Annotated in this window: 17 protein-coding genes; 2 read left to right on the top strand and 15 right to left on the bottom strand. The window is 50.8% G+C overall.

Annotated elements, in window-relative coordinates; genetic code table 11:
* Positions 1 to 8: 8 nt before the first annotated feature.
* The 8 genes from GWG06_RS17600 to GWG06_RS17565 form a co-directional block, all read right to left on the bottom strand.
* Complete coding sequence (locus tag GWG06_RS17600; RefSeq protein ID WP_160714752.1) at positions 9 to 983, bottom strand: TlpA disulfide reductase family protein; 975 nt, start codon at positions 981 to 983, stop codon at positions 9 to 11.
* A gap of 82 nt (positions 984 to 1065) precedes the next feature.
* The gene (locus GWG06_RS17595) at positions 1066 to 2256 is read right to left on the bottom strand and encodes a TlpA disulfide reductase family protein (protein WP_160714750.1); all 1191 of its coding nucleotides are present in this window, start codon (positions 2254 to 2256) and stop codon (positions 1066 to 1068) included.
* Positions 2257 to 2289: 33 nt separating this feature from the next.
* The gene (locus GWG06_RS17590; RefSeq protein WP_160714748.1) at positions 2290 to 4407 is read right to left on the bottom strand and encodes a S41 family peptidase; all 2118 of its coding nucleotides are present in this window, start codon (positions 4405 to 4407) and stop codon (positions 2290 to 2292) included.
* A 33-nt stretch (positions 4408 to 4440) separates the two neighbouring features.
* Positions 4441 to 5271: a hypothetical protein gene (locus GWG06_RS17585; RefSeq protein ID WP_160714746.1), complete on the bottom strand. Its 831-nt coding sequence runs from the start codon at positions 5269 to 5271 to the stop codon at positions 4441 to 4443.
* A gap of 27 nt (positions 5272 to 5298) precedes the next feature.
* Positions 5299 to 6801, bottom strand: a complete 1503-nt coding sequence (locus GWG06_RS17580; protein WP_160714744.1) for a RagB/SusD family nutrient uptake outer membrane protein — start codon at positions 6799 to 6801, stop codon at positions 5299 to 5301.
* A 23-nt stretch (positions 6802 to 6824) separates the two neighbouring features.
* Entirely contained in the window at positions 6825 to 10466 is a 3642-nt protein-coding gene (locus tag GWG06_RS17575) for a SusC/RagA family TonB-linked outer membrane protein (RefSeq protein WP_160714742.1), read from the bottom strand.
* 54 nt (positions 10467 to 10520) lie between these two features.
* Positions 10521 to 11636: a FecR family protein gene (locus tag GWG06_RS17570; RefSeq protein ID WP_160714740.1), complete on the bottom strand. Its 1116-nt coding sequence runs from the start codon at positions 11634 to 11636 to the stop codon at positions 10521 to 10523.
* Between the two features lie 16 nt (positions 11637 to 11652).
* Positions 11653 to 12204 (bottom strand): RNA polymerase sigma-70 factor, encoded by a 552-nt coding sequence (locus tag GWG06_RS17565; RefSeq protein WP_160714738.1) that lies wholly within the window; start codon positions 12202 to 12204, stop codon positions 11653 to 11655.
* A 331-nt stretch (positions 12205 to 12535) separates the two neighbouring features.
* Between GWG06_RS17565 and GWG06_RS17560 the strand changes: the two genes are divergently transcribed.
* Positions 12536 to 12892 (top strand): nuclear transport factor 2 family protein, encoded by a 357-nt coding sequence (locus tag GWG06_RS17560; RefSeq protein WP_127037372.1) that lies wholly within the window; start codon positions 12536 to 12538, stop codon positions 12890 to 12892.
* A gap of 136 nt (positions 12893 to 13028) precedes the next feature.
* Here the strand turns inward: GWG06_RS17560 and GWG06_RS17555 are convergent, their stop codons facing one another.
* Both GWG06_RS17555 and GWG06_RS17550 read right to left on the bottom strand, forming a co-directional pair.
* Complete coding sequence (locus tag GWG06_RS17555) at positions 13029 to 13244, bottom strand: hypothetical protein (protein WP_127034350.1); 216 nt, start codon at positions 13242 to 13244, stop codon at positions 13029 to 13031.
* 456 nt (positions 13245 to 13700) lie between these two features.
* Positions 13701 to 14051, bottom strand: coding sequence for a hypothetical protein (locus tag GWG06_RS17550; RefSeq protein ID WP_160714736.1), 351 nt, complete (start codon positions 14049 to 14051; stop codon positions 13701 to 13703).
* A 151-nt stretch (positions 14052 to 14202) separates the two neighbouring features.
* Here GWG06_RS17550 and GWG06_RS17545 point away from each other — a divergent pair, with 151 nt between their 5' ends.
* Positions 14203 to 14856 (top strand): sigma-70 family RNA polymerase sigma factor, encoded by a 654-nt coding sequence (locus GWG06_RS17545; protein ID WP_160714734.1) that lies wholly within the window; start codon positions 14203 to 14205, stop codon positions 14854 to 14856.
* 76 nt (positions 14857 to 14932) lie between these two features.
* Here the strand turns inward: GWG06_RS17545 and GWG06_RS17540 are convergent, their stop codons facing one another.
* From GWG06_RS17540 to GWG06_RS17520, 5 genes are read right to left on the bottom strand one after another with little or no spacing between them, the layout of a single operon-like run.
* Entirely contained in the window at positions 14933 to 16135 is a 1203-nt protein-coding gene (locus tag GWG06_RS17540) for a hypothetical protein (RefSeq protein ID WP_160714732.1), read from the bottom strand.
* A 32-nt stretch (positions 16136 to 16167) separates the two neighbouring features.
* Complete coding sequence (locus GWG06_RS17535) at positions 16168 to 17346, bottom strand: hypothetical protein (RefSeq protein ID WP_160714730.1); 1179 nt, start codon at positions 17344 to 17346, stop codon at positions 16168 to 16170.
* Between the two features lie 26 nt (positions 17347 to 17372).
* Positions 17373 to 19055 carry a hypothetical protein gene (locus GWG06_RS17530; protein ID WP_160714728.1) on the bottom strand — a complete coding sequence of 561 codons (1683 nt, stop codon included), beginning with the start codon at positions 19053 to 19055 and terminating at the stop codon, positions 17373 to 17375.
* A gap of 10 nt (positions 19056 to 19065) precedes the next feature.
* Entirely contained in the window at positions 19066 to 22896 is a 3831-nt protein-coding gene (locus GWG06_RS17525; RefSeq protein WP_160714726.1) for a hypothetical protein, read from the bottom strand.
* A gap of 14 nt (positions 22897 to 22910) precedes the next feature.
* Positions 22911 to 25205 carry a hypothetical protein gene (locus GWG06_RS17520; protein ID WP_160714724.1) on the bottom strand — a complete coding sequence of 765 codons (2295 nt, stop codon included), beginning with the start codon at positions 25203 to 25205 and terminating at the stop codon, positions 22911 to 22913.
* Between the last annotated feature and the right edge of the window lie 2 nt (positions 25206 to 25207).

The raw sequence follows: 25207 nt of genomic DNA, 5'->3' as shown, positions 1-25207 counted from the left end.
TGCCGCCATTACTGCGTCAGCTTCGCCAGGATATCCGGCAACTGCTGTTTGGCAAAAGCATCCAGCCAGGCGGCGATCTTACCGTCTTTTCCCACTACAATTACGTGCGGAATGCTGGTGATATGCAACATTTTCTTTACGGGCGAACCTGCGCTGAAGCCGCCATGAATAAGCCCTTGCGTCCATTCCATCCCGGTTTCCCGTATGGCTGTCCGCCATTTCTCTTCTTCTTCATCGAAGGAGGCTGCTACAAACTCTACGCCTTTGGGCTGATATTGCTGATACAGCTCCCGCATGGCCGGAACATAAGACCGGCAGGGGCCGCACCAGGACGCCCAGAAATCCAGCACTACTATTTTACCTGCCATGTTCCTTACGGAAAAATTTTTGCCTTCAGGGCTGGTCATATTGAAATCGGGCATAATGCTGCCGGCCTGTGTGCTATGGAATACCGCCAGCTTTTCCGCCAGCGCGCGGCCGTGCCAGGAGTCTTTATTAGCCTGGCTGAGGGCATCATAACCTTTCTTTATTTCAGAATACTCCCGTGCATAGAAGTGTACGAGAATAGGAGCTACCGGCTGGTCAGCATGCTGCGCCGCATATCCCAGCTGATTGGTACCGCTGCCGATGCATTCCCTGAACTGATCGTTCAGCGTACTGCCTTTTAACTGCTGTGGCGCCAGTTCTTTAAAGTCGCATGCAATGGAGTATTCCGTATTCTCCAGAATAATCTGAAATGTTTTCGTGCTGATCTTCAGTAGCAGGATAGCGGGGTGTGCTACTTTGCCGGTGAGGGTGAAAGCTCCGTTTTCAATCCTGACGCGAGGATACGTTCCGCCGGGTTGCCAGGGCCTGCCTCCTTCGTGGATAGCAGCATATCCGCTTTGGATACCGGCAATCTTACCTTTGATGATATACCCTTCTCCGGCCAGGCATCCGAAGGGGAGTAGAACAGCTGCTATGATTTTAAGGATGATATTCATGAGATGGAATTTAGGAAGGTGAAAAAACAGGGGCTGACCTTAACTGGCAGCCCCCTGGGTTATTCATGGTAATACGGTGTGTTTATTTTATCAGTGCCTCCAGCTGTTTTTCTATCATGTCGCCGTAGAGTCCCATTGCCAGTACGGTTCCGTCGGGCCCGATCAGCACATTGCTGGGAATGGCGCTGATGCCGTAGGCAACTGCTACCGGTTCTGCCCAGCCTTTAAGATGGGATGCGTTGAGCCAGGTCAGTTCATGTTTTTCGATTGCTTTAGTCCAGGCTTCTTTTTTGCTGTCCAGTGAAACGGCGAGCATCACGAAGTTTTTATCCTTGAATTTTTCATTGGCGGCCTTGAGGAAAGGAATCTGTGGTTTGCAGGGGCTGCACCAGCTGGCCCAGAAATCGATGAAGAGATATTTCCCTTTGAAGTCTGCCAGTGAAAGCATTTTACCGTCAGTATCGGGGACGCTGAAATCCGGTGCAGCCTTACCTATTGTAATAACGCCCTTTTTGCCGCTGGGGGTACTGGCAGTGTCTACCGACAATGTCATCGGGCGCGGATCGTATTTGCCCGGAAACAGGAAACGTTTCATGATGCGGGAACTTTTAGCATGTTCGCCCATGCCGGCCACGATGGAGTCTCTTTCCTTTCTGTTTTTGATGTAACAGGTAGCCAGGTAGCCGGTAACACCGGAGTTGGGATGTGATTGGATAAAACTCCGGATCTTCCGGTTTTGGATTTTCATGAGGGAGTCGCCTACGCGGTTGTATTCATCGGCTGCATCTTCATCACCGATTTCCATGGCCTTGAAGTATTTGGCTTTTGTTTCCGCCAGTATCTTGCCGCTGCCTTTACTTTCATCCAGGAAGTCAGCAACTTCCATCCACTCCTTCGCCCATTTGTCGCCGGAGAGTTTTACATTTTTAAGTGTAGTGCCATTACCTTCGATATGCATTTTCCCGCTCTCCAGGTATAGGATCATACCGCCTGTTTTGGGATCAGGATTTCTGCCTACTTTCAGTATATACATGCTGCCGCCTTTAGGCATGGGCATGTTCAGGGTGAAGCGCTGATTTTTGATGAAGGCAGTGTCTACTTCACCGGAGTAAGGTTCGTATAAGGTTATTATCGAATCGTTGGGCGCATTCTTCAGGAAGCCTGTAACGACAGCCTTTTCTTCTTTCAGTGTAGTCAGTTTTTGTTTCTTATCCTGTTGTGCATGAGCGCTGATGGCTGTAAGACAGCCGAGGAACAGTAAGTATTTTTTCATTAGCTGATGATTATAATATGATAGAATTGATGATTACTTTTTTGCCGGTGCAGGATGTGCTATCATGTCGGCCAGCATAGCCAGGGAGGCGTCGATGTAAACATCCTGCGAAATTGTTTTCAGCCATTCCTTTACGTTGGCGCCGGCTGTCTCTTCTTTCCGCAGATCAGGATGTATGCTTCTGTTTACCGGTAGTTCCACGGGTAATACTTTTTCTGCGGGCAGTGTGCGGGCGTTGCGGATGATTTTTTCTGAGCGGGCTGTTTCTCCATAGTATTGGCGGAAGGAGCTGATATCAAGCGGCGCCGGCAGAAGGGCATGTTCCCTGATGTGGTTCATCTGTGCGGTAATGGTGGTAAATGCCGGGTTGGCAGCTATCCGTTCGCGGGCTTGCCGTACTACCAGGTCATAGTTGAAATGAGGCCCTGCAGCTTCAAATGCCGGCAGTTGCAGGGTATCGCAGGGCAGACTGGAAGCGAAGGTACGTTCGCGCTTTTCTGTAGTGCGCATGGTTTCCTGCAGGATAACGTCCGGCACTACGCCGTTCAGCTGCGTGGAGGTGCCGGTAACGCGGTAGAATTTCTGTACGGTGAGCCGCATGCTGCCATAGCTGATGTCTGGTGTACCGAGGGTAGCATCTCCCAGTTTCCCGACATTGACTGTTGCCTGCGCAGTACCTTTTCCGTAAGTGGAAGCGGGTCCTGCAATAAGTCCCCTGCGCCGGTCCTGGATAACGGCAGCAAATATCTCTGATGCGGAAGCGCTGGATTCATCTACCATCACTACCAGCGGGCCTTCAAAGGAAGGAGGAACAGCAGGACTGTTGTAGCGGTTGACCTGCTGCTGTGTCCTGAGCCAGGTTACCGGGCCGGAAGGCAGAAATATACTGCTCATACGCACGACTTCCTCCAGCGAGCCGCCGCCGTTGCCGCGAAGATCGAAGACAATACCCTCTACTTCCTGTTCCTTGAGCTTCTCTACTTCGCGTGCCACATCGCTGAATGAGCCTGTCAGTCCCTGACCGGTAGGGTCCAGGTAAAAGAGCGGGAGGGAGAGATAGCCGAACTTCTTACCATTCTTCTCTATCACAGCACCTCTGGCCCTGTTCTCCTGATCTATTACTTCTCCCCGTTTAACGGCAACAGTTCTGGCGGTATCGCCGGGCTGACGCAACATCATTTTCACTTCTGTATCTTTTTCCCCGCGTATCATGCGTGTTACTTCCATGGCGGTAAGGCCGGAAACAGGCACCATATTGCCATTGGCATCGGATATGGAAATGATGTTATCATTTTCCTTTACCACGCCGCTGCGGGCGGCGGTGCCTCCGGACATCAGCCGTTTCACATAGAAGTCAGCTTCTTTTTCGGCCAGCTCCATGCCCAGTCCGAAATACCGTTTACTGATCTGCTGTTCCATCGTTTTATCTTTCGGTCCGCTGTAAACAGTGTGCGGATCTATCTCTATCAGGGCGACGGCAACATACTGGCTGAATTTTTCATCTTCCGCATTGGGCGCGGCTGCTAGTCTGAACTGGTCGTTATGCCATTTGCGGATGTATCCGCGGGCTTTTGCCATGGCAGCCGTGTCGGTGGTAGTTTGGGTATTGCCGGCGGCAGTTTGCTGTTCCATGTAATTGCGCAGCACCTGGTATTTCAGGAGTTTACGCCATAACGATTCCTTCTCCTGCACACTGGCCGGATAATCGCGGGTCTCTGTGTTCAAGACCAGCGTCTCCTGCCTGGTGACATCAAATGCTTCTCCGGATATTTTTTCAACTATTTGTTTGTTCTCCTGCATCCGCAGCTGATAGGTGGCATATACGGAATCAAAGAAGGTGGTTTGTCCGGTTGCCAGCTGGTTGTCCAGATCCTGCTGCATGGCGGTGAACCGTTGTATATCTTCCCGGAGGAAAACGTTGCGGTTGGGATCCAGCAACCGGATATAGCTTTTCCATACGGCGGCGGACCATGTATCGTCCAGCTGCCGCGGCGCATAATGTCTGGTTTTTACTTTCTGCAGCACGTTAAGGATCACTTCCCCCCGGAAGGCCCGGGTTTTAACCGGATCTGCCGGAGCCTGGGCGTAGGCCGCCAGACTGCATGAGGTGGCCAGGGCCGCCAGTAGAAGGGGCCTGCATCGTTGGTTCATATCGTACGTATTTATATCGTGAAAATTCAGGGCTTACGGCAGATTGCCGATAGCCTGAAGGTCTATGCCATATGTTGATTTAAGATGACTGATTACTACATTATATTTCTTCCGGAGCAATCCCTTCTTATCTACCTGTGGCCGGAAAATGCCAGCTTCCAGGGTTTCGGCAGAAGTACCGGCAATCACCCTGATGAAGGAGATGTAATCCCTGGCGGGATTTAGTAACTTTTCGTATACATCAGATACCACACCCTCTGCATAGCGGTTGCCTGCGTGGATATTGTTGTATCCCGCTGCCGGCGTCAGCGCCATAAAAGCAGGCGGTACAACAACAGCTTCGGTGCGTATGGCCCGTTCCCAATAGTAATAATGCAGGAGGCCGCGCATGTTCTTCAGCTCTGCAGGTGTTTTCCCCAGGAGCGTACTGTCGGCCCAGCCAATGGTCAGCGTACCGGAAGTACTGGCAAAGCCGTCTGCATGGCGGGTGTCGCCTGAACCGATGTAGGCTGCCAGCAGCACTCTGAAAGGCATCGTTTTTTTCAGGAAACTTTCAGGATACAATGCCATCAGCTGCTGCCTGAAAAAACGCAGGGTGGTATCCACATATGCGGGATTGGCGTTAAATGCGCTGTCTTTACGCATTGTCGTATAGTCGTAACCGAAGTCGCCCTGGGAGAAACGGTACAGCACATAGGTGCCGTATTTTTTATGAATGGCTATAATGCTGTCATCCGCTGCCGTATGGCCCTGCGGCAGGGTGTAGGCGGGCTGCTCCGGAGTGGCTTGTAATTTCGCTTCCTTCTGGCAGGCAAATAATGCCGTTGTCAGCAGCAGCACCGGAATGAGATATGTTCTTTTCATCGGTTATTTTTTTGATGGTGGAAGACATTAATCCGGCATGCGCATGCCGGGTAATACAGGATTGCGTATGAGGGCCGGATTTCTTTCGATCACATTCTTCGGAATAGGCACTACGTACTGCGGATCTCTTTTTTTCAGCGTGAAATACTGCACCGTAAATCTGTCCGGCATACTGATATGTCTGATCTCCGGCATGCCATAACGCCGGAGGTCGAACCAGCGGTGTGCTTCCTCCATATACAGTTCGCGGCGTCTTTCCTGGCGGCACATTTCCAGCAGCTTATCGCCGGTATCCATAGCCCATGGCCTGAAGGTGGAGGCGTGAAAACGCTGCGCGCGGAGGGTATTAAGACTGCTGAGTGCTTCGGCAGCTGCTGCTGCATCTCCTCTGGAGCGGTACAGCTGAATGCAGGCCTCTGCCTTGTTAAGGTATGCTTCGGCGCTGCGCCAGGAATTGGTGATGGTTTCCCGTCCTCTGCCTGTAAGACTTAACAGCTTGCTTTGAATGTAGTCCGGTACGATATACTCCTTTAATGGCTCCGGTGTAATTTGGATGCCGTTCTGCCTGCGGAGGTCAGTTTCTTCAAAACAATCAAAAAGGTTTTTGGAAATATCAAAGACACGGCCGAAACCCCAGGAGAGGGAGTAGTGTTCTGTAAAAGTGCCATAGCACCAGATAGACTCTGCGTTACCCGGACCTATAAACTGAGTGGCAGGAGCGGGTGGCGTATTCGTCCATTTATTGTAGTCCATCAGCATAGGATGATACTGGATGACCTCATTGGCATGTGTTATACTTTTCTGCCAATCTTCCATGTAAAGATATACCCTGCTGGCCAGCAGCTGTACGGCTGTATAGGACAGACGGAAAACGTCCCTGTCTTCCCTGCTTTTACTGAGCAGGGCAAGAGAACTGTCCAGGTCCCTGGTGATCTGCTGGTATACTTCCTTTACGCTGTTACGTGTAAGAAACTGATCAGAAAGATCAGCAGTGGTTCGTATGGGAACACCTGCCAGTTTATCGGGAGTAGACAGGGAATCGTTATAGGGAAGCGCATAAATGTTAACCAGCATAAAGTGATAGTAAGCTCTGAGCCCGAAGGCTTCGCCCTTAAACCGGTCTTTCTGTTCCTGGCTGCCGGTCGAATTATCCAGATGTTGCAATGCCACGTTAACGCCCAGTAACATTTTATAATAATTTCCCCAGGCGTTCAGCTGCCGGTCGGTAATAGCGCCATCCTGGAAGCTGGTCATTTCAGGTTGCCAGTGATAAATATTACCTATAGCAGCCATAAAGCCCTTATTGGCTAATTCATTCGCCTTTCCTACATAACATTGGATGTCGTCATCGAGGAAAACCATCCAGGGTTGTATGGGTGTTATGGCATCCGGGTACCCGTCTGCATAAAGGATCTCTCCGAAGTCCGAAGTTGTTTTCGGCGTTACATCCGAAGGTGAATATTCGGCCAGAAATTTCCGGCAGGAAACCAGGCAACCGGCAACGAGCAGTATGATTAGTATTTTCTTCATGTTCTTGCATTGAATTGGTTCGGCTAAAAGGTGGCATTAAGAGAGCCGGCATACTGGCGGGTGATAGGCAATGCACCGGTGCCCGTTCCGCTGATCTCGGGGTCCTGCCCTTTGAGGGCAGGATTGGCGATGGTGAAAACATTGTTGACGGAGAAGCCCACACTCAATGCCTGTAAACCGCTACGGCCAAGTCTGCGGGGCGGTACATTGTACCGCATGTTAATATAGTTGCAGCGCAGGTAATCATTTTTTACAGTTCTGATGTCAGACAGGTCATAGGCGTCCAGGGGAGATACGGATATTTTCTCCTGTGAAGTGAGAACCGGCCTGTTCATCGGGCTATAGGGAACCTGTAGTAATAATACATTGTACTGATCGGCGAACGAAGGGATATTGGTATAGGCTTCATCTCCCGGTTTCCGCCAGCGGTACAGCAAGTCCCTGTTGGCATTCGATATTGCCCTGGGCGTACCTGATGAGGAATTGGTGCGGTTGATGACAGGGTTCAGCCTTTTTACGCTGCCCAGGCTGAGATAAATGCCGGATGTCAGCGTAAATGATTTGTAGGTGATGACGGGCGTAATGTTAACTGTCAGCTTTGGATCCGCCTGACCGGCATATACGAGGAAATCGTCCGGATTGGGAGTAGGTTTAGCTAAATCCAGCCTGTCAAACTGAGGCAGGCCGTTTTGTCCGTTGAGTCCCTTGAAGATATAGGAATACATGCCTGAAACGGCTTTGCCGGCGGGATGCCCCTCTCCGCTGAATAAACTGTTATATCCATAGTTACTCACCTGGTCGGCTACACGGTTCAAATTTTTGCTGGTATTGAAGGTCAGTGAAAAACTGCTTTGTTTCCGTTGTATCAGGTGAGCGGTAACAGAAAGTTCCAGTCCGCGGTTAAACATCTTACCACCATTTCTGTACATAAAGTCCATACCATATTCGTATGGAATGGGCAACCTGTCTACCAGGTCAACGGAATTTTTGGAATAGTAGTCCAGCACCAACAGCAGGCGGTTGTTGAGCATACCAATACTGGTACCCAGGTTCAGCTGGTATGTTTTTTCCCAGCGAAGATCAGGATAGGGCATGGATTTCATGGTGAGATACGGCAGGTTATTGGCCGGGTTCACCTTATAGGTTGAATATTGCGCAATAAGGTTAGGACCTACTGCCGTTACCACGTTACCCTGGGTGCCAAAGGAGGCTGACAGCTGCCAGTTATTCAGCAGCCGACCACGTGGAAACCAGTTTTCAGAAGAGGCATTCCAGCGGCCGGAAACGCTGTAGATAGGGCGGAAGTTGGCATTGGCATATTGCCCGAACCTGTTGGACCCTTCAAATCTGACGGTACCGTTGATGATATAGCGGTTCATCAGGCTATATCCGCCGGACAGGTAAACTCCGGCTGTATTGTTTTTCGATTTGTCGATTCCGTTTTGACTAATCAGCCGCTGGCCCACCGGCGAAGGAGAGAAAATATTTCCACGGTCAGGAAAATATCCGGGTAATACATGGAACCGGCTGTTCCCTGTTTCACTGCGGATTTCATTTCCAAGGGTAATACTGTACTGGTCACGGTTACCGAATAAACCCCTGCTGTAATCAAAACTGTTCCGCATGCTGAGGGCCATACTGCTGGAAGTGTTCATATCTGCGACACCGCCGACGGGCAGCTTCGAACCCTCTATATTTATGGGAGAAGGTATATAAGCCAGATCCCAGCCTCTTTGAAGAGCTGCAGCATGGCTGTAATAGTCTGCCCATGACATGCCTTCCCCTGCATCCAGAATAAAGCTGGTGTTATTTCTGAAGAAAAAACCATTGGCAATTTTGTAGTCTGCGTTCAGGTTCACAGTACCTGACTGCAGGCTGGAAGTTTTCTGCGTATGGGCGATCTCGTTATGAATGTTAAAGGTATAGGGAGGTCTGATAGCATCCAGTTCATAAATGCCGGTTGTAGTATGGCCATTGGCGATGGGAATAAAATCGTCCGGACTGAAAATACGGCTTGTCTGCAGGGCAAATGCCAGCGGAGATACGCTATTATAATAAGTACGGGCTTGCTGGTAACTGGTGGTAACGGAAAGGTCTATATTGAGCCGGCTGGTAATTTTAGAACGCATATTAATGGTGGCGCTGTAGTTCTTGCGGCCATCTTCCCTGGCCGCCCCTTTCTGGTCAGAAAACCGCAGCGAGGCGTAATAGGTTGTTCTGGCATTACCGCCACTGAGACTGAGACTATGCTGCATGCTGAACTGATTCCTGAAAAGTTCCTTAAACCAGTCGGTATTGCGGGTTTCCAGTATGGCCACCCTGCGGTTGAATTCAGCCTCTGATATTTTACGGGCATACAATAGCTGCAGCAGTCCTTCGTAGGAATAAGTATCTTCAAAGCCGCTGGTGGTAGGCGTGAAAATAGTATTGTCCTCCTGCATCTGCCGGGAAAGCAATATTCTTTCCTTTGAGTTCATCAGGTTCATGTTCCGGTAAGAAGGGCGTGCCTGGAAAGAAAAATCTGCATTATAGGTGACGCGCATCGGTCCTTCTTTTCCTCTTTTAGTGGTGAGCACAATAACGCCGTTGGCCGCGCGCGTACCATAAATGGCGGTGGCGGCGGCGTCTCTCAGGAAGGTAAAGCTCTCGATGTCGTAAGGATTTACACCGCTGATGGCATTTCCCAGCAGTTCGAAGTTAGATGCTGAGGTCTGGCTGATAACATTATTGAGAATGGCGGAGGAAATATTTACCGGCTCGGTACGTATCATGCCATCAATAACCCAGAGCGGCGAGGCATTTCCCAGCAGGGTGGAAGTGCCTCTCATACGTAATTTGGGTGTAGCGTTGACGCCGCCGGAATTATTGACAACCATCAGGCCGGGCACCTTGCCCTGCAACATTTTATCGATGGTGGGCATGCCGGGCTGGATCACATCCGTGGCAGATAATTTCAGTACAGATCCGGTAGCGAGCCGTGGATCAATTTTCTGGTAACCGTTTATCACCACTTCCTGAATAACTTGCGCTACCGTGTCCATCTTCATAATCACCAGGCCATCTTTTTTAGGGATCGCCTTATACGTGAGTGGTTGCATGCCCAGCAGCGAAAAGCGTACTATCTCATTTTCACGCGGAACGATAAAGAACATACCATCTGCCTGTGTTACCGTCGTCTGGCCCGATTCAGCGGCACGGATGCTCACGCCATCCAGCGGCTGGCCGGAAGGACTGACTACCCTTCCCCTCAGCACTACATGCCGCAGGTCTGCTGCTTCATCTTTTTTGGCGGGCGTTCCTGTGGCAACAGATTTTTTCAGTAACACAATTCCTCCCATGGCCATTGTATAGGTGAGGTCAGTCTGCTTCAGTATCTCCGTGAGGAAAGCGTCCAGCGGCATGGCTGTGGCGTTGACCGTTACCGGTGGCTGTTCCCTGACATGTTCTTCGTTATAGGTCAGCCGCACTTTCGTGATTTTGCGCAGGTCTTTCAGAACCCTGACCAGCGGGGACCGCTGTGCCTTATAAGTGACTTTCTGCGACAGTACCGGCTGCGCTGCATCCTGTGCCTTTGCGCCGGCAGTCAGCAGCAGGAAGGTGAATAACAGGCAGCAAAGTTTCCCCATATCCTTCATACGGAAGGATGATCCTGATAATTTTCTCATTTTGGATTGAAATGATGGTTACATGCTAAAGCCCCGGTTAGGGAATGAATGGCATTAATGAATTGAAATGGTAATGGTTTTGTTATCTACCTGGAAGCGCAGATCCTCACGGCTTTTGTTGAGCTGCGCCAGTACATCCTGCAGCCGTTCCGGCCGGGGTATATCCAGCGTGAAGCGGAGCGCAGCAATGGCCGCATCATCAAATACAAACCGGTAGTCGTAGTACCGGGACAATGTTTCCGTTATGCTGCCCAGCGTGGCGCCATCGAAATACAGATCTCCCTGTATCCAGGCGAAGTAGTCCCGGCTGTCTACCGTCCTTTTTTGCAGATCGCCGTTCCGTGTATGAACGATCGCCTGTTCATCGGGTTGCAGCTGCAGGGAGGCAGATCCTGCTGTTACCTGTACTTTTCCGCTGCGGAGGGTGGTGACTACCGAGGCATCGTATGCACGTATATTGAATGCGGTGCCCAGCACTTTCGTGGTGATGTTGCCGGTATGCACCAGGAAGGGGTGCGACGGATCAGGCGCTACATCAAAGTAGCCTTCTCCTTCGAGGAACACTTCCCGTGTCAGCCCCTGGAAAGCCGCGGGATATATCAGCCGCGATTCGGCGTTTAGCCATACCCGTGTGCCATCTGCCAGTAACAGCTGAAAAGGCGTGCCGCGGGGAATGTCCAGGGTATCTCTTTGTATCCCGTGCTGTTTTGCTTTGCCGGTAGCGGTATATACCAGCGAATCCCCGCCGGCATTTATTTTTGCTATATCGTTGTCCTGTATGCTGCGTGCCTGTTTTTCCAGTTCTATTGAGCGGCCGTCTGAGGTGCGCAGGCGTACCTTGCCGGCCGGAAGTGCATCAGCAGTCTGTATGCTATGGTTGCGGGGGGGAAATATCCATAACCCGGCGCCCAGCGCCAGTACCACGCTGGCGGCCACTGCCAGCCGGATGATACGCTGGTGGCGAAGGCGGCGTTGCCCGCGCAGGTACGTGAATTCCTGCCAGCCGGCCGACTCGTCGAAATCCTGCGCAGCCAGCAGGGCCTGCGCTGCACGGGCGTCGGACATGGCAAAGAACTCTTCTTTCGTCATATCTTCGGGGATTTTAGCTTCATCTAATGATTCCAGTATTTTGTTCCAGTCCATTCCGGTATCGTCAGCAGGTAATTGCATACATTCAGTTTGAAGATTAAAATAACAAAGGCATTTTCCAGCATAGCAGGAATACGACCGGTGTGGTCATCACCCATTTACATTCCATCCGCAGAAACTGCAACGCCAGGCGTATATGCGTTTTTACGGTATTGACAGAAATACCCAGCTGTTCAGCAATATCCTTGTACTTTATTTTGTCCTGATTGCTCATCAGAAATACCTTGCGCCGTTGTTCCGGCATCTGCTCCAGCGCTTTCCACAGCGCGGTGTAGCATGCCTCCTTCCACTCGCGGTCTTCTGCCGTAAAGTGACGGGAAAGGCCGTCTATTACCTCCAGGTCTTCCAGCTTTACCCTGCCTGACCGTTTCAGATAGTCGATGGACAGGTAGCGGACAGCCCCTGTGGCATAGCTTTTAAAGTCATTCGTGATCCTGATCTTATGTCTTTTGCTCCAGTAGTCCAGGAAAAAATCCTGTACAATATCCCGCGCAGCGTCCTTATCTTCCACTACATAGTAAGCTATGGTACATAGCGCCACAAAGTGTTTCCTGAACAACTCTTCGAAAGAAGCATTATCATCTGGCATTGGTTGATGCATATTCCCAAAACTTCGTTCCACATTACCCGTACCTGTAATTTACAGGCCGGAAAAGGCGCTATTATAATATAAATAGCTGAAAATCAATAATGATGTCTTGATCTTTCAGACGGCTACCTCCTGTTATAAGGGAGCTATCAGGGTTAGGTCTGCCGGAATGCCAAAAAGGGTGAAAGGAAAATGAATTTTTTTTAAATTTTTTTTTCAGGGTAAGATGATGACATGAGTTGGCAGGTACGATTGGTCTGCAGAAAAATAAAATGTGTGCTACATTTATATCAGTGGAAAAAAGTTACCATAAACTAAAAACGGATAACATATGCAGGAGAACAGGGAAATACTGGAAAAAGCAAATGCAGCGATCACCAACGGCGACTATGAAGGCTTTCTGGCCTTCTGTACTGATGATACCGAATGGATATTTGTAGGAGACAGCACACTACAGGGCAAGGAGGCAGTCCGGCAGTATATGGCAACGGCTTATGCCGAGCCGCCTGTATTTAACGTAGAACACCTGATCGCTGAAGGTGCGTTTGTGACCGCCATCGGCAAAATCAGCATGAAAAATAAAGAAGGGAAAATGGTGGACTACGATTACTGCGATGTCTGGCAATTCCGCGATGGCAGGATGGCAGTGTTGAAGGCTTTTGTAATTGAAAGAACAAACAGCAGGTGAACCTGGGAATTACGAATTACGAATTACGAATGAGGAGCGAAGAGCTAAGCGAATAAGTTAATTCTTTATCTGCTTAGTTCTTCGCTCCTCATTCGTAATTCGCAATTCGTAATTCGTAATTCAAAAGCCACCTTATCTACCAGCCATGCGGGCACGCTACCGTACAGGTGCCGGATGCGCATGGATCAGGCGGTAAGGTAGGCGGGCCGGAAGGACCGGTAGGTCTGGTGGAAGGGTATGTCGGAGCGGTAGGGGCGGAGTCTCCGCCCAGGATGAACTGAGCGCCGGCTGCATTCAGCTGGGCAACCTTGATCATTTTCAGACTTAACTTTTTAGTTGTCTTCTTTTTCATGGTGTTTTGCTTTGATTAATGAAAAGATGTGAGTGGTGTGAATACGGCAAAGCTTGTCCGGGCCAGATAGGGCCGGGAACAGGGGTGTGCGGTATACTTCGGTTGATGGCCCTGCTGCGGGTAATAACTGGTGTGATGAGGTGGAAACGATTTCCGGCAAAAGCAGGCAGCCCGCTTTATGCATGAAAATCTTCCGGCAGTTAAAGGGTTTACCGTGTTAAATGTGTACTATCCGGGATCTGTTGCATGGTTATTATGATTATCATAGATGTCATATCTGTCAATATGCAGATACAAATATGCCGTATTTGAGACAGATCTGTTTGATAGAAATTATCTGATAGTATACAGATTTTAACTCTCCGGCGACAGGCAACAGGTGTTCGCTGCCGGAACCGGCATATAACGGTAAGGGGTATACGTGTTTGGCTGCTGTTTTACGGATGACAGGAGCCGTCAGTTGGCCTGTAAATTCCCCGGAAAATGCCTGCCTGCCTGATTATTCTTTTCTTCTCTCCATTTCAGAAACATGATGTGCTGAACAAATTCCAGGAACTGATAATCCGCTATCAGGGCGTCGGTGGTCAACTCTTTGGGAAGGGCCGCTGCGGTTGTACGGGCCTTCTCAAAGGCGGTGAGTTTTTCCTGTAAGGCATGGGTAAGGGATTTGATCAAACCCGGAAAGGCGGTGAATTGTTCCTGCATAATGCGTTGTCCCTGCGGGGTTTGTTTTAATTCCCCGATACGCTGATGCGTTAAAGGAGGCAGCGAACCTCCGGGCTGCTTAAAATTCTGGTCACTGATCATTTACGGGTGTCGGATTTTTCGGTCAAACTATTTGAAATCAGGCTGCTACGAACCAGCCTCCAGGGATTAGAGTACAGATTTTAAAAAAGGTTACAAAAAGCGGGCATTTTTTGTAACTTATTTTCATCTTAATCATCTAATAACCGGTAGAATGACTATTGCTCAACCTATTGACACGCTTACTGACAACGAAATTATCGCGCGGGTGCTGGCAGGGGAGAAACGCCTGTACGAACAGTTGATACGCCGCCACAACCCCGGGCTCTTCCGGCTTGGGATGTCTTTTCTGAACAATGACATGGATGTGGAAGACGTGATGCAGATCGCTTTCATCAATGCCTATCAGCACCTGAACCAATTCCGGCAGGAGGCCGCTTTTGGTACCTGGCTGAAAAGGATCCTGATCAATGAGTGCCAGCAGCACCTGAAGAAAAGGAACCTCCGTGCCGGTGAAGATATTTCCGTGCTGGAACACCATCAGGATATGCCGAAAACCAATGAAACACCTGTGGATACCATTATTAACAAGGAGTTAGGCAAAGTACTGGAGCAGGCGCTGCTGAGCATCCCGGAAAAATACCGGGCTGTTTTTGTATTGCGGGAAATAGAACAGCTCAATGTGGCAGAAACCAGCAAAGTACTTGATATCTCCCGCGTGAACGTCAAGGTCCGGCAGATCCGGGCTAAAATGATGCTGCGTGAACATATCTCCCGTTTCTACAAAAATGATATAGTATTCCCGTTCCACCTGATCCGCTGCGACAGAATCGTGCATCATGTACTCGACAAGCTGGACATCAGATAGGCATCATTTTATACAAAAGCAGCGGTTATCCGCTGCTTTTTGCGTGGTGCAGATCTATATGGCAAAGAGCGGCTGATTATTTCATAGTCAGTAGTTTTTCTATCAGCAGTTGTTTCGCCGGGGCATCAATAGTTTTATTGCATGTCTGCTCGATATGCTGTATAAATGAACTGGCGGCTTTCTGTCTGGCGGCGTTTCTGGCTGTCAGGAGCGCTTCTGCTTCAGCCAGTATTTCTTCCACCCTGTCTCCCGGCATATCTGTTATCTCATAGGTTTCTTTTTTATCAGCTGCCTGGCCAATGGGAAACCACTTGATGGTGAACTCAGTGGGTATGGTGTAAAAGCCTTTGTAAACAACCGTATAGGTCAGCGATTTACCTTTTGCTACCGGCAGAAATATAGTAGCTGCATTTTTCTTGTCAAGGTAGGTAGAACCGCCTGTGGCATTGATGGTATAGGAGTCGATCTGTATCTCTAAGGTAGAAAAGGCGGTGTCATCTGCCTGCAGGTATACCAGGAAATAGCCGTCTGTTTTGGCCTTAAAACTTTTCGTGAAACTTTCTTTCCCCTGGTAAAGTGTCTGGCTGCTGGTGAATAGGGATACGCTGCCTGCAAGTGCAGTCAGGCTCTTGCCGGCTTCCAGGGTCTGGGTGGAAGTAGTGCCCGCAGTCAGACCACTTGCATTCAGCTGCGGTACCTGCACGCCATTGCTGTTATTAAAATTACCGTTCACCTGGAGGCTGCCGTTTACCGTTAAGCTATCAATGGTAGCGGCTCCCTGAACGGTAGTTGTACCCGTAACACTCATCTGGCAATTGGTAAACAGGTCGCCGGTAATCTCTAACGACGGATCATTCTGATTCGGGAATACCAGCGTCCCGGTTACTTTCAGCTGATTGAAGGTGGCGTCGCCTTCGGCGTTCAGGTTATTATTCACCGTATCATCCTTGGCTACTGTAACGCTGCCGGGTGTTAAGGCCGGGTTGCTGATGGTAATGGTAACGGAACTGTACAGCTTATCGCCGCCGGAAGATGCTTCCAGGGTAAAAGTGGTATCCACCGTTACGCCGCTGCTGAGAGTGGTGCTGGTGTCTTCGCCTTCATAGACAGGCAGAGGATTGTTGGCGGCATATAACCGGAAGTAGGTACCCGTACTTTGCCAGGAGAGCGTAAGGGCTGTACCGGCTTCAAATTCGGTGGCAGGCACCTGGTTCTGTGTTACAATCAGGTAGGAAATGGAGAGTGTCCCGGTGTCGGTATTGCTGAATGGTAAATGCATGATGAATAAACGTTTAATGGTAATATGGATGATTACTGTCCGGCTGATGGCTGCGATGCCGCAGGATCTTTATGCATGGCTGCTGCGAGTGTCTGCAAAAAATCGGTTTGCCATTGCTCCTGCAGATCAGGCGGTTTTACGTTTATACCGGCAGATGCTTTCGCTTCCCTGGTGATGGTATACGAATCACTTCCTCCGCCCAGCGGCGCCCAGTAAATGGAAACAACAGGTGCGTTGCCGGCGGAACCTTCCGTGCTGGCGCTGCATTTCCAGGTACCTCCCTTTTGAACAGGTATGCAGCAATAACCATATTTAGGGATATTATGGCCTGGGTTTTCAGACAGATAAACGCCATTAACGGAGTATTCCTGGCCATCGTAAGTGATGACGCTATAAGAATTGACGCCCCCATAACAGTTGGTAGGATCTATGAGCGCGATCGCAAAGCCATCGGTTTTGGCGGTGATATCCATCTCTCCGAAGGAAATGTCCTGCTTGATAAGCTGCAGGCTTCCGATCATGGCAATACTGGCATTCCCCGACGTTATACCGCCGCTGACGGTAAGGTCGCTGATATTACTGGTTCCGGAAGCAGTTACGGAAGTAGTATCCAGGCGGCTGATGTTTGCATTGTCAGGCAGTACCAGTGTAGTGTTTGAATCGGTTGTCAGGGTGGAGCCTCCTGTTATTTCGTTTACACTCAGCGTTTTCATGGTGGCTGCTCCGCTGACATTGGTCTGCTGACTGACGCTGATATTGTTGAATGAATTATTGCTGCCTGTATTCAGGTTATCTGCAATCGTCAGATTTTTCTGGGTGTACAGTGTTTGCTGTACGGTTAATGTACCGGAATCGGTCTGGTCCCCGGATACCTCCATGCTGTCCGGTGTCAGCACCGGATTACTGATAATGATGGTCAGAAATGCATATAAGGTTGTTACGCTGTCATTGGTGGTCAGCATCAGTGTGGTATTCTGCTGAAAGCCCTGTTGCAGATCGAAGGATGGCGTGGCGCCGGAGTAGAGCAGGTTGGAGCCTCCGGCAGCATACAGCTGGAACTCACTGCCGTTGCTGGCCCAGCTGAGACTGAGCGGTTCGCCTGCTGTAAACTGCATAACAGGTACATCCTGATTGCTGCTTTGATAGGGAAAGGAAATAAAGTTCGTCAGGTATAAAGATGCCTGATCTTTATGGGAGATATTATTTTGCATGTCAGTTACAATTGATGGTGAAGGTATCAGAGAGACATCAGCTGGCGGATCATATCTTCTTTAACAGCCGTGTCAAAGGTGGTGTCCAGTAGTGTTTCAATGGAATTAACCAGCTCTGTCCGGCGTTCCTTTCTGGCGGCCCGGTATTGTTCAATGACCTGAACCGGATCGTGCCCGTTGGCTTTGCCGGCAGGAACAGGAATACTGGCAGCTGCCTCGTATCCTGATCCGGAATCATTGCCGGTAGGGAACCACAGTATGTTGATGGTAGCCGGTTGTGGCGTGTTGAGGGAGTTATCGCCTTTATAATACCAGGTAGTACCGGCCGGCACCGGCAGCCACAGAAAACCATAGACCTGTGCGATAGGAAGGCCCAGGGCAATGCCGCCATACGCATAGAACCATTTGTCGCCATCATATGAAATACCTCCATAGGCAATGGAATCGTTGTTTTGCGCATGCAGATCTACCGTAATGATGACATACCCGTCGGTATTGGCTTTTCTGCTCGCCTGCTGAATACTGGTGCCGGAAGCCACCGGCACAAAATCACCAAACATAGGCGCCTGCTGCCCCGTGAAGGTAAGCGAGCCCTGTATCGTCAGGTCGTCAACGGAAATATCAGTTGTGTTGAGGGTTGTTATATCCGGCTGCTGGAGGGAGAGCTTTGCAGGAATATTTATTTCCGGGTAAGTGCCGTTAAAATCCTGCTGCACTACCAGACCAGAGGTGGTAACATTACTGAAGGTGGCGGTATCCACAGAAAAGTTTCCGCTCAGATTCAGGGAAGAGGAGTCATTGGTAAGATTATCCGTGTCCGGATCTGTGCCGGTCATGGTGATGGCGTTGCTGGCCAGGTTCAGCGAATTGCAGGTGGCGCTGTTACTGTTCAGGGTCCCGTGAACATGCTCATCTTTATGGGTAGTTACCGATTGTGGTGTAAGCGCAGGATCGATGACGATTAACGTGAAAGACGCAAATAACTTATCGCCGTTTGTATTGGTGGCAACGCAGCAAAAAGTGGTGGTGTCTGTAATGCCATTGGGTAATGTATAATTTGTACCTGTGCCGCTGTATACAGGATCTGCGATGCCGCTCTGGTACAGTTGATAGGAGCCGCCATAACCATCCCAGGCGATTTCTACGGCATAGCCCTGGTGAATGGCGCCACAGGGATATTGCGATGACTGCGGATCAATGGCAAACAGGCTACGCAGGTAAAATGGCGGTGTACTGTTTTTCGGTACCTGGTAAGAATTCTGCCGCAGTGCATACTGATAGTCACTGGTAGAGGCGGAATAATCCTGTATGAGTATATCGGGAGAACCACCTACGTCATTAACTATTCCGGTAACGGTGAAATCCGTTTCCCGGCTCACCACACCGCCTACCGTGTTGCTGAGCGGCCATTGCCGGTAGTCAATGCCGGTAGCATCGTTATGTATGTTCACTGCATTTCCAACGGACCAGTCGGTGTTAGATACACTCAGTGTTGCCTCAGGATTAATTTTGTAAATATCATCGGTATCATCGCCCTGGGGGACCATAATGGTGATGGTAAGGCAACTTACTGTTGTATCGGGTTGCAGTTTCATGATGACTTTCCCGGAGATATCGTCTGTTAGCGGGGACGGATCGCTGCTGACATCAAAAGTCAGTAGCAGCGGCGGATAATTGTCGGTTTGCATGGGAATAGGTGTTGTGTTCATAGTGTTTTTATTAAGGTTGCTGATTGGTGATGAATTGCAGGTAACCGTCATGCAGGCTTGCCTGGTATTGATCAAAATTTGCTGTAGTAGTGGCTTTGGTAAGCGTGAACCCTTGCCAGGAGAAACTGGCGGAAGCCGTACCCGGATTGGCTACTGTACTTTCCCACCAGGTCCAGGCGCCGAATCTGGCACTCACCGGCAGGTAAGTGAGGGCATTGGCATAAGCAGGGACACCGTTGGCGCTGTCTGACGGCTGAACGGCAGATAAGACAGGACCTGCCCTGAAAGTGATGTCCAGCGCGGATAAGGGCTTGTCAACAAATTCTTCCGGCAATTGCACTTCCTTTATGGGCAGGATGCCGGTAAAAGCGTGTATGGATGCCCGTGGGTCTGCCAGCAGGGTGATATATTTAGGATTGTTATCTCCGAAAGAAAGCCGGATATAATTGCCGTTATCCGTATTCAATGGTCCTATCTGCTGCAGATAGTTACCGGAATCATCAGGTTGTACCACACAGTTGAACAGGTCATAATTTTCTTCTTCAAAATATCCTATCACACCATCTTCGCGGGAGGCCTGATCTCCGAAGCGTACATCAAAAACGCAGTCTCCGATGGCAGGAACATGAGCGTTGCTGTTGGCGGCTGCCATCGGAGAAGGCCAGTCCTGGCTCTGCAATGGCTGCCCGTGCAGCTTCAGTTGCAGGGTAAGCGCTACCAGTGCCAGCGGCCGGCCGATGAAAAAGGAAAGGTCCTGATTAGTACGCTTGCCTAAAGGATCTACAGTCCAGAGCGTACTGTCAATGGCTTTCAGGAAAGCCTGGAAGGCAGCAGGCGATTTGGCTGTCAGCGCAGTAGCAAATGAACCCAGCTGCACCGACCGGGAAGTAACATCTCCTAAATTATTCACGTTGTTGTGCGGCGGCGGTGTCCACTGCACATGCGTGCCTGAGGTACCGGCCATCACCAGTACCTCGCCGGCGTTGCTGCCGTCAGGGAAGAACAGCAGGAGCGAATGGTCGGTATGATTGGCTACCACCCAGCCACACACGGGATTCACACCTGCCGCGATGCCGAGTATATTGGTTTTGTTGCGGTAATCGGCAAGTAACATGTTCAGCCTCGCCGGCTGCAGTATGCGCGGCGGTACCTGGAAGGGCGCCTTAATACCTGCGGATAACTGATGGGTTACACCGAAAGCGCCGTCCACCATCAGCGGGAAATTAGCGGCGCCTAATACGCCGTCAGGCACTACCAGGTCCAGCCTGCGGCCGAACTTATCATATATGGTGAGCTTTCTCAGATAAAATTCACCACCCCTGATCTGATGAAAAGGATAGTAGCTGGGACCGCCCTTTCGTATTGCAGGAATGGAGTTGACCAGCCCCTGCGCAAAAGAGGGAGTATCGAAAGGATATAAACTGGTATCATCATCATACCCGATGATCTTCGAATACGTCAGCTGTTGCTTCTGATAGGAGAACGATTCGAAGGCCGGCTTGCGGTAAAGTCTTCTGTCGCGTTGCGTAAGATAATCGTTGGTATTTGTCAGCTCCTGCGAAAGAAAACGCCAGTGGTCTGTATTGTCGATCTGTTTCCACAGATCACTCAGATTACTGTTGCCGTATTGTTGTGCAAATGCCTTGAGGCGCGCACCGAAAGTCATCTGTGTGTGGGTACTGAGAGAAGCCCTTCCGGAAAGGGTATAAGGTGTTGCCAGATCTGACGGAGAAGTTACTACGGTTACTCCCTGCGGGTTGTTGATCATTTCATAGTCTGTACCATTGAAGATCCAGTTGGGGGTACTCTGCTGATCCTCCGGATTGATTTTCCAGGCAAAAGGAACGGGGGTATGCATCAGTTCCCACTCCATAAAAGCCGGTTGCCATTTCTGCTGCCATTCGCTGAGATCTGCATCGGGTAGTATGCCATCATTATAGCCGGTGGTCTGATGTGCTTTCATAACATTGTACACATCGCTTTGTGAAAGCCCGGTTATAGTGGCTATCTGTGCGGCGTTGGCGGGATCCAGCAGAAAAAATTCCGTATAGATGTCCAGTACGTTGACAGGTAATACCTGGGTGTTGGCTAATGCAGGTATCATGCTGCTGAGGGCCGCCGCCGTTATCTGCTGACTTGCTACTGTAAAGGATTTTATCAGCTGGGAGGGAAGCCTTACTTCCAGAGCGGTATCCGGGTTCACCAGCGGATCGGGCGATATACCGGAAATGAGCAGACTGGGATTATCGGGCAGCCAGTAGCGGGGCTGGGCTACTGCTTTCAGCACATATCCCTGCGAGATATGTTTGCTTTGGGCAAATGCGTTGATGCCTGCCTGCAGCGCCTGCTGCGCATTGGCTATACCTGGCTGTGGCTGCGGCACCTGGGGGAGCAGGTCATTCACGATCTTCAGCTGCGCCAGTACTTTCCCCAGTGTGCTGCCCGTATTATCCGGATCCAGCAAAGCTGCCAGCTGGTCTGCTGTAATACCGATCCGCTCCGATTCCTGATGGTTCAACGGTGCATGGAGGTAATGATATTTCCACCAGATAGCGTTGAGATCCCACTGCAGACTGAAGAGCAGGGTCAGTGCATCGTCGAGCGACTGCTGGGCTGTATTCAGCTGTTGCAGCCAGGCGGCATCTGCTGCACTGATGCTGTCGCCGGATGCCTGCTGATGCTGGCTGTCAGGCACAATCTGCCAGCGGTTGCCGCCAAATGATGCATTGAACCAGGCCTGTTGTATTTTTTCATCGACCAGCTGCCTGCCATTTATGTTGTTGAGTTCCGGTAACATATCGAACTGGAAGGCGCGCAGCAGTTCAATGGTTTGCTGTGGGTCCGTATAGCCGGGCATATGTTCGAGGTGTGTGGCGACGAGCGTGCTGAAGGCTTCGAGGCCGGTGTTGGCTACGCAGACAGATACATCCAGGGTACTGCGTATGTTTTCCAGTTCATCATTAGCCGGGGGCTGGCTGGCATTTTTATCCCAGGGCAGATTGAATGATCTGCCGCTGTACAGGGTGATGTTACTGCTGCCGGCGCTCTGTTCCTGCGCCACCTGCCAGTTCAATGCTGCCAGCACTTCATCTGCCGTGGCTTCGCCGGTGAAACCAGAGCTGCCCGTGACCAGAATATCGTTGTTGCTGTTGGCATACCAGCCTGTCACCATATAACTGAGGGCAGTGGTATCCGGTACGTCAGTAAGGTTATCGTAGAAGGATAATACGCCGGTATTGAATTGTATATATCCGCTGAAGTCCGTATTGCCGGGGCCCAGAGAGGTAATAAACATCAGCTGCGGGTCCGCTTCCTGCCAGGAGGGCATATCAAAAGCCCGTCCCATGTTGATGTAGTAGGAATTGGTACCGGAATTATCGGGAATGTCGAAGGGAGTGGGTCTTACACTGTTGCGGTTAGGGTCGCTGCTGGCAGTCCAGTTATTTTTCACCTCATCGCTTACGATGAAATAGCAGGCGTTGGGATCGCCGGATACCTGGTTGGGACAATCTGCTTCGAGTATCCATGAACGTTGTACATTCTTCCCATTGGTATCCCGGTATATGCGTACGATAAGCCAGCGGTTGGGAATCAGCGGGAAGTCGCTGGTACTGCCGGCCTGGCCCACGCGCAGGGAGCGGGGTAATGTCCAGTGCAGGTATGCACCGGTACCCGGCAGGTCTATATTTCCGTCGAAGCCGTCGGGTTCGGGGAACGCCCAGTTTAGAAAGCTCATTGACGGGTAGCTGTATCGCCACAGCCTGAACTGATCCCGGTTGGTAAGCGCGCCGTTGGCGAGCAGCACATCCAGTTCCATGGGTACTATAACAGGGGTATTCATGCGGAAGTAATTTTTTAAGACTGACTTTTGAATGATACGGCTTCGGTGGATTTTATCAGCTGCAGGGCCAGTGTGCCGGCGCTTAGTTTGCCCCCCGGCGGAGGTGTATTGTCTTGCGTCATGGCGCGCTGTATCGTTTGTACTAGACCGTTAGTACTGTCCGGGGAAATGTTAAGTACGTGACTGCCGGCGGCGCGCATGCAAAGCTGTTGGTTCCCGGTCAGGTCGCGTACCGCTACTGATCCCATTTGCTTGCCCAGGGCGTTGCTGCCGGTCACCACATTTCTGATGACGGCTTTCCCTTCGTCATCCACGCCGAAGCAGAGGCTCTCCTGCGGCTCGCTGAAGGTCACGTTGTCAGGTACGCCGCTGAAGATGCACAGTAGCAGATTGGGTGCAAGATGATCTGTCCGGATAATAGTGAGCGTATTATCTGTGGCATCTTTAGCGCGGATGGTGAGTGTGGACCATGCCTTTACCATGGCGGACCTCAGCAGGAACCCGCTCATCACGTCCGGCGGGGTGGTGGCGGTTGTCTGCCTGCCTGTTATCTGCTGGCGTATCATTCCGGTTTTTTGCCGCGCTGCATCCCGGATAACCGGCATCACAATGTCGTGCAGTGTCTTTGCTTTAGTGCTGTCGATGCCAAAGCTCATAGCGCCGTCGATGGCGGCGTTCAGCCAGTTCATATCCAGATAGAAGAAGCGCAGTGATTCGTTGGGAAGCATGCGCTGGTCAGCCACCAGCTTCCGGAAGGGGATAGGATAGAGTAGTTTGAACCGGGCGATCCAGTCAGATAATTCATCGGAAATATCTGCCGCAATTGCCTGCAGCCGTTCCTGCACGTCGCTGCGTTGCAGGAATGTCATCAGCGTCTGCTGCGGATCCGGTAATACTCCTTTTTTGCTTACTACCGTTGTACGCGTACCTGGCGTATGATGCGCCGTATCGCCGATAGCCTGTATCAGTTGTGGTGTAATCAGTGTTTGCAGCCGTTCCTGTACAGTAGCATACGGATCAGCAGCTGTCATGTCCTGCTGTTCAAAATGCGGGGAGGAGGAGCGGAGCAGCAGTTTGTCTGCCATCATGTTCAACTGTTTCCGGAATGCTTTGACCTTACTCATGAAATCGGCGTCGGCCAGGGCTATCTCCCTGCCTGCTTCCCAGGCTGCTGCGAGGGTCACATCAAATATACCGTGGGCCTGGTCAAATATCAGGGCGGCATCTGCTGTATTGTAGTGAGAGGCAGATGGCGCGGGCAGCAACGGCGACAGCGGTCCGCGGTACCAGGCGAAGGTGCTTTCCCCGCTGCGCGTCTGCCAGGGAAGGGGAATGTATCCATCGCTGATACGCTTGCGTACTGCTGCATTAGCAGCCGTTCCATTATCGGCAGGCACCGGTAGCCGCAGCCATAACAGTGACGGATCTACGGAGTTGCTGACGGTTTCGGATGCTACCAGCTGTTCCGCCAGCATACGGAAGCTGTAACCGCTGTCGGCCTGCGACTGAAAGGTCCAGCTGGCAAGGCTTAACAGGGATACGCTCTGGTAGCTGCTCAGGTCCGCGCCGGTATGCAGGTAGTCTTCCATCCCTTCCAGGGATACCAGGTGTACAATATTTTTCAGCTGTCCCGGTTGCCCGTCAGGTGGCGCCAGACAGAAACGGTTACAGGCAACTACAGAGAACAGGCCATGTTCATTTAAGCCGCCGATGGCGCAGTTGCCGGTATTGATCCGGCGGATGTGACTCAGGTAGGGCAGTTCATCCAGCATGGGTACGTTGGCCTGGAATACAGCTACGGAGATGCTGATTGTTTTGCAACTACCGCCGGGGTCAATATCATCTTCCCGCTTGATTGCCGGCTGCAGCACGCCGCTCTGCCCTTTCAGAAAATCCTGTACGGTGGTAGTGGTGGATTTATCATCATCGTTATCGCCGTCATTCAGCTCTGTTTCCTGGAATACCATCAGTGCTACCCATGGAGTGCCGGGTTGTCCCAACGCCCTTTCCCAGGGTAGCTCTGCATCTTTCAATACAATATTGGGCAGCACCTGATTGTACTGGCCGGCACTGCCGGGTACAGGATACATATTGACGACCTGCGTTTTGTCAATAAAAAACTGAGGCGCGGTGACGATGAATTCCTGTACAGCGCTGACGCCATCTGTATCCAGCTGGTTGCCGGTGTTATACAGCGGCTGTGTGACGGTGATATAGTAGTTGCCGGCTTCCATGGCAGGAATGTAGTTGTCAAACAACTTCAGGTCCCCCACCGGGATATCATCATTTAAATCTTTTACCTGTTTCATAA

Origin of the sequence: Chitinophaga solisilvae, assembly GCF_009928525.1 — a bacterium.
In the GTDB taxonomy this organism is placed as follows: domain Bacteria; phylum Bacteroidota; class Bacteroidia; order Chitinophagales; family Chitinophagaceae; genus Chitinophaga; species Chitinophaga solisilvae.
The sequence above is the reverse complement of the archived record's forward strand: the minus strand, read 5'-3'. Positions and strand labels throughout refer to the sequence as shown.

Coding starts and splice junctions, on each gene's coding strand:
- GWG06_RS17595 (WP_160714750.1), bottom strand. CDS start 2,256: ATGAAAAAATACTTACTGTTCCTCGGCTGTCTTACAGCCATCAGCGCT.
- GWG06_RS17580 (WP_160714744.1), bottom strand. CDS start 6,801: ATGAAGAAAATACTAATCATACTGCTCGTTGCCGGTTGCCTGGTTTCC.
- GWG06_RS17600 (WP_160714752.1), bottom strand. CDS start 983: ATGAATATCATCCTTAAAATCATAGCAGCTGTTCTACTCCCCTTCGGA.
- GWG06_RS17520 (WP_160714724.1), bottom strand. CDS start 25,205: ATGAAACAGGTAAAAGATTTAAATGATGATATCCCGGTGGGGGACCTG.
- GWG06_RS17585 (WP_160714746.1), bottom strand. CDS start 5,271: ATGAAAAGAACATATCTCATTCCGGTGCTGCTGCTGACAACGGCATTA.
- GWG06_RS17540 (WP_160714732.1), bottom strand. CDS start 16,135: ATGCATTTACCATTCAGCAATACCGACACCGGGACACTCTCCATTTCC.
- GWG06_RS17525 (WP_160714726.1), bottom strand. CDS start 22,896: ATGAATACCCCTGTTATAGTACCCATGGAACTGGATGTGCTGCTCGCC.
- GWG06_RS17545 (WP_160714734.1), top strand. CDS start 14,203: ATGACTATTGCTCAACCTATTGACACGCTTACTGACAACGAAATTATC.
- GWG06_RS17535 (WP_160714730.1), bottom strand. CDS start 17,346: ATGCAAAATAATATCTCCCATAAAGATCAGGCATCTTTATACCTGACG.
- GWG06_RS17565 (WP_160714738.1), bottom strand. CDS start 12,204: ATGCCAGATGATAATGCTTCTTTCGAAGAGTTGTTCAGGAAACACTTT.
- GWG06_RS17570 (WP_160714740.1), bottom strand. CDS start 11,636: ATGCAATTACCTGCTGACGATACCGGAATGGACTGGAACAAAATACTG.
- GWG06_RS17575 (WP_160714742.1), bottom strand. CDS start 10,466: ATGAGAAAATTATCAGGATCATCCTTCCGTATGAAGGATATGGGGAAA.
- GWG06_RS17590 (WP_160714748.1), bottom strand. CDS start 4,407: ATGAACCAACGATGCAGGCCCCTTCTACTGGCGGCCCTGGCCACCTCA.
- GWG06_RS17555 (WP_127034350.1), bottom strand. CDS start 13,244: ATGAAAAAGAAGACAACTAAAAAGTTAAGTCTGAAAATGATCAAGGTT.
- GWG06_RS17560 (WP_127037372.1), top strand. CDS start 12,536: ATGCAGGAGAACAGGGAAATACTGGAAAAAGCAAATGCAGCGATCACC.
- GWG06_RS17530 (WP_160714728.1), bottom strand. CDS start 19,055: ATGAACACAACACCTATTCCCATGCAAACCGACAATTATCCGCCGCTG.
- GWG06_RS17550 (WP_160714736.1), bottom strand. CDS start 14,051: ATGATCAGTGACCAGAATTTTAAGCAGCCCGGAGGTTCGCTGCCTCCT.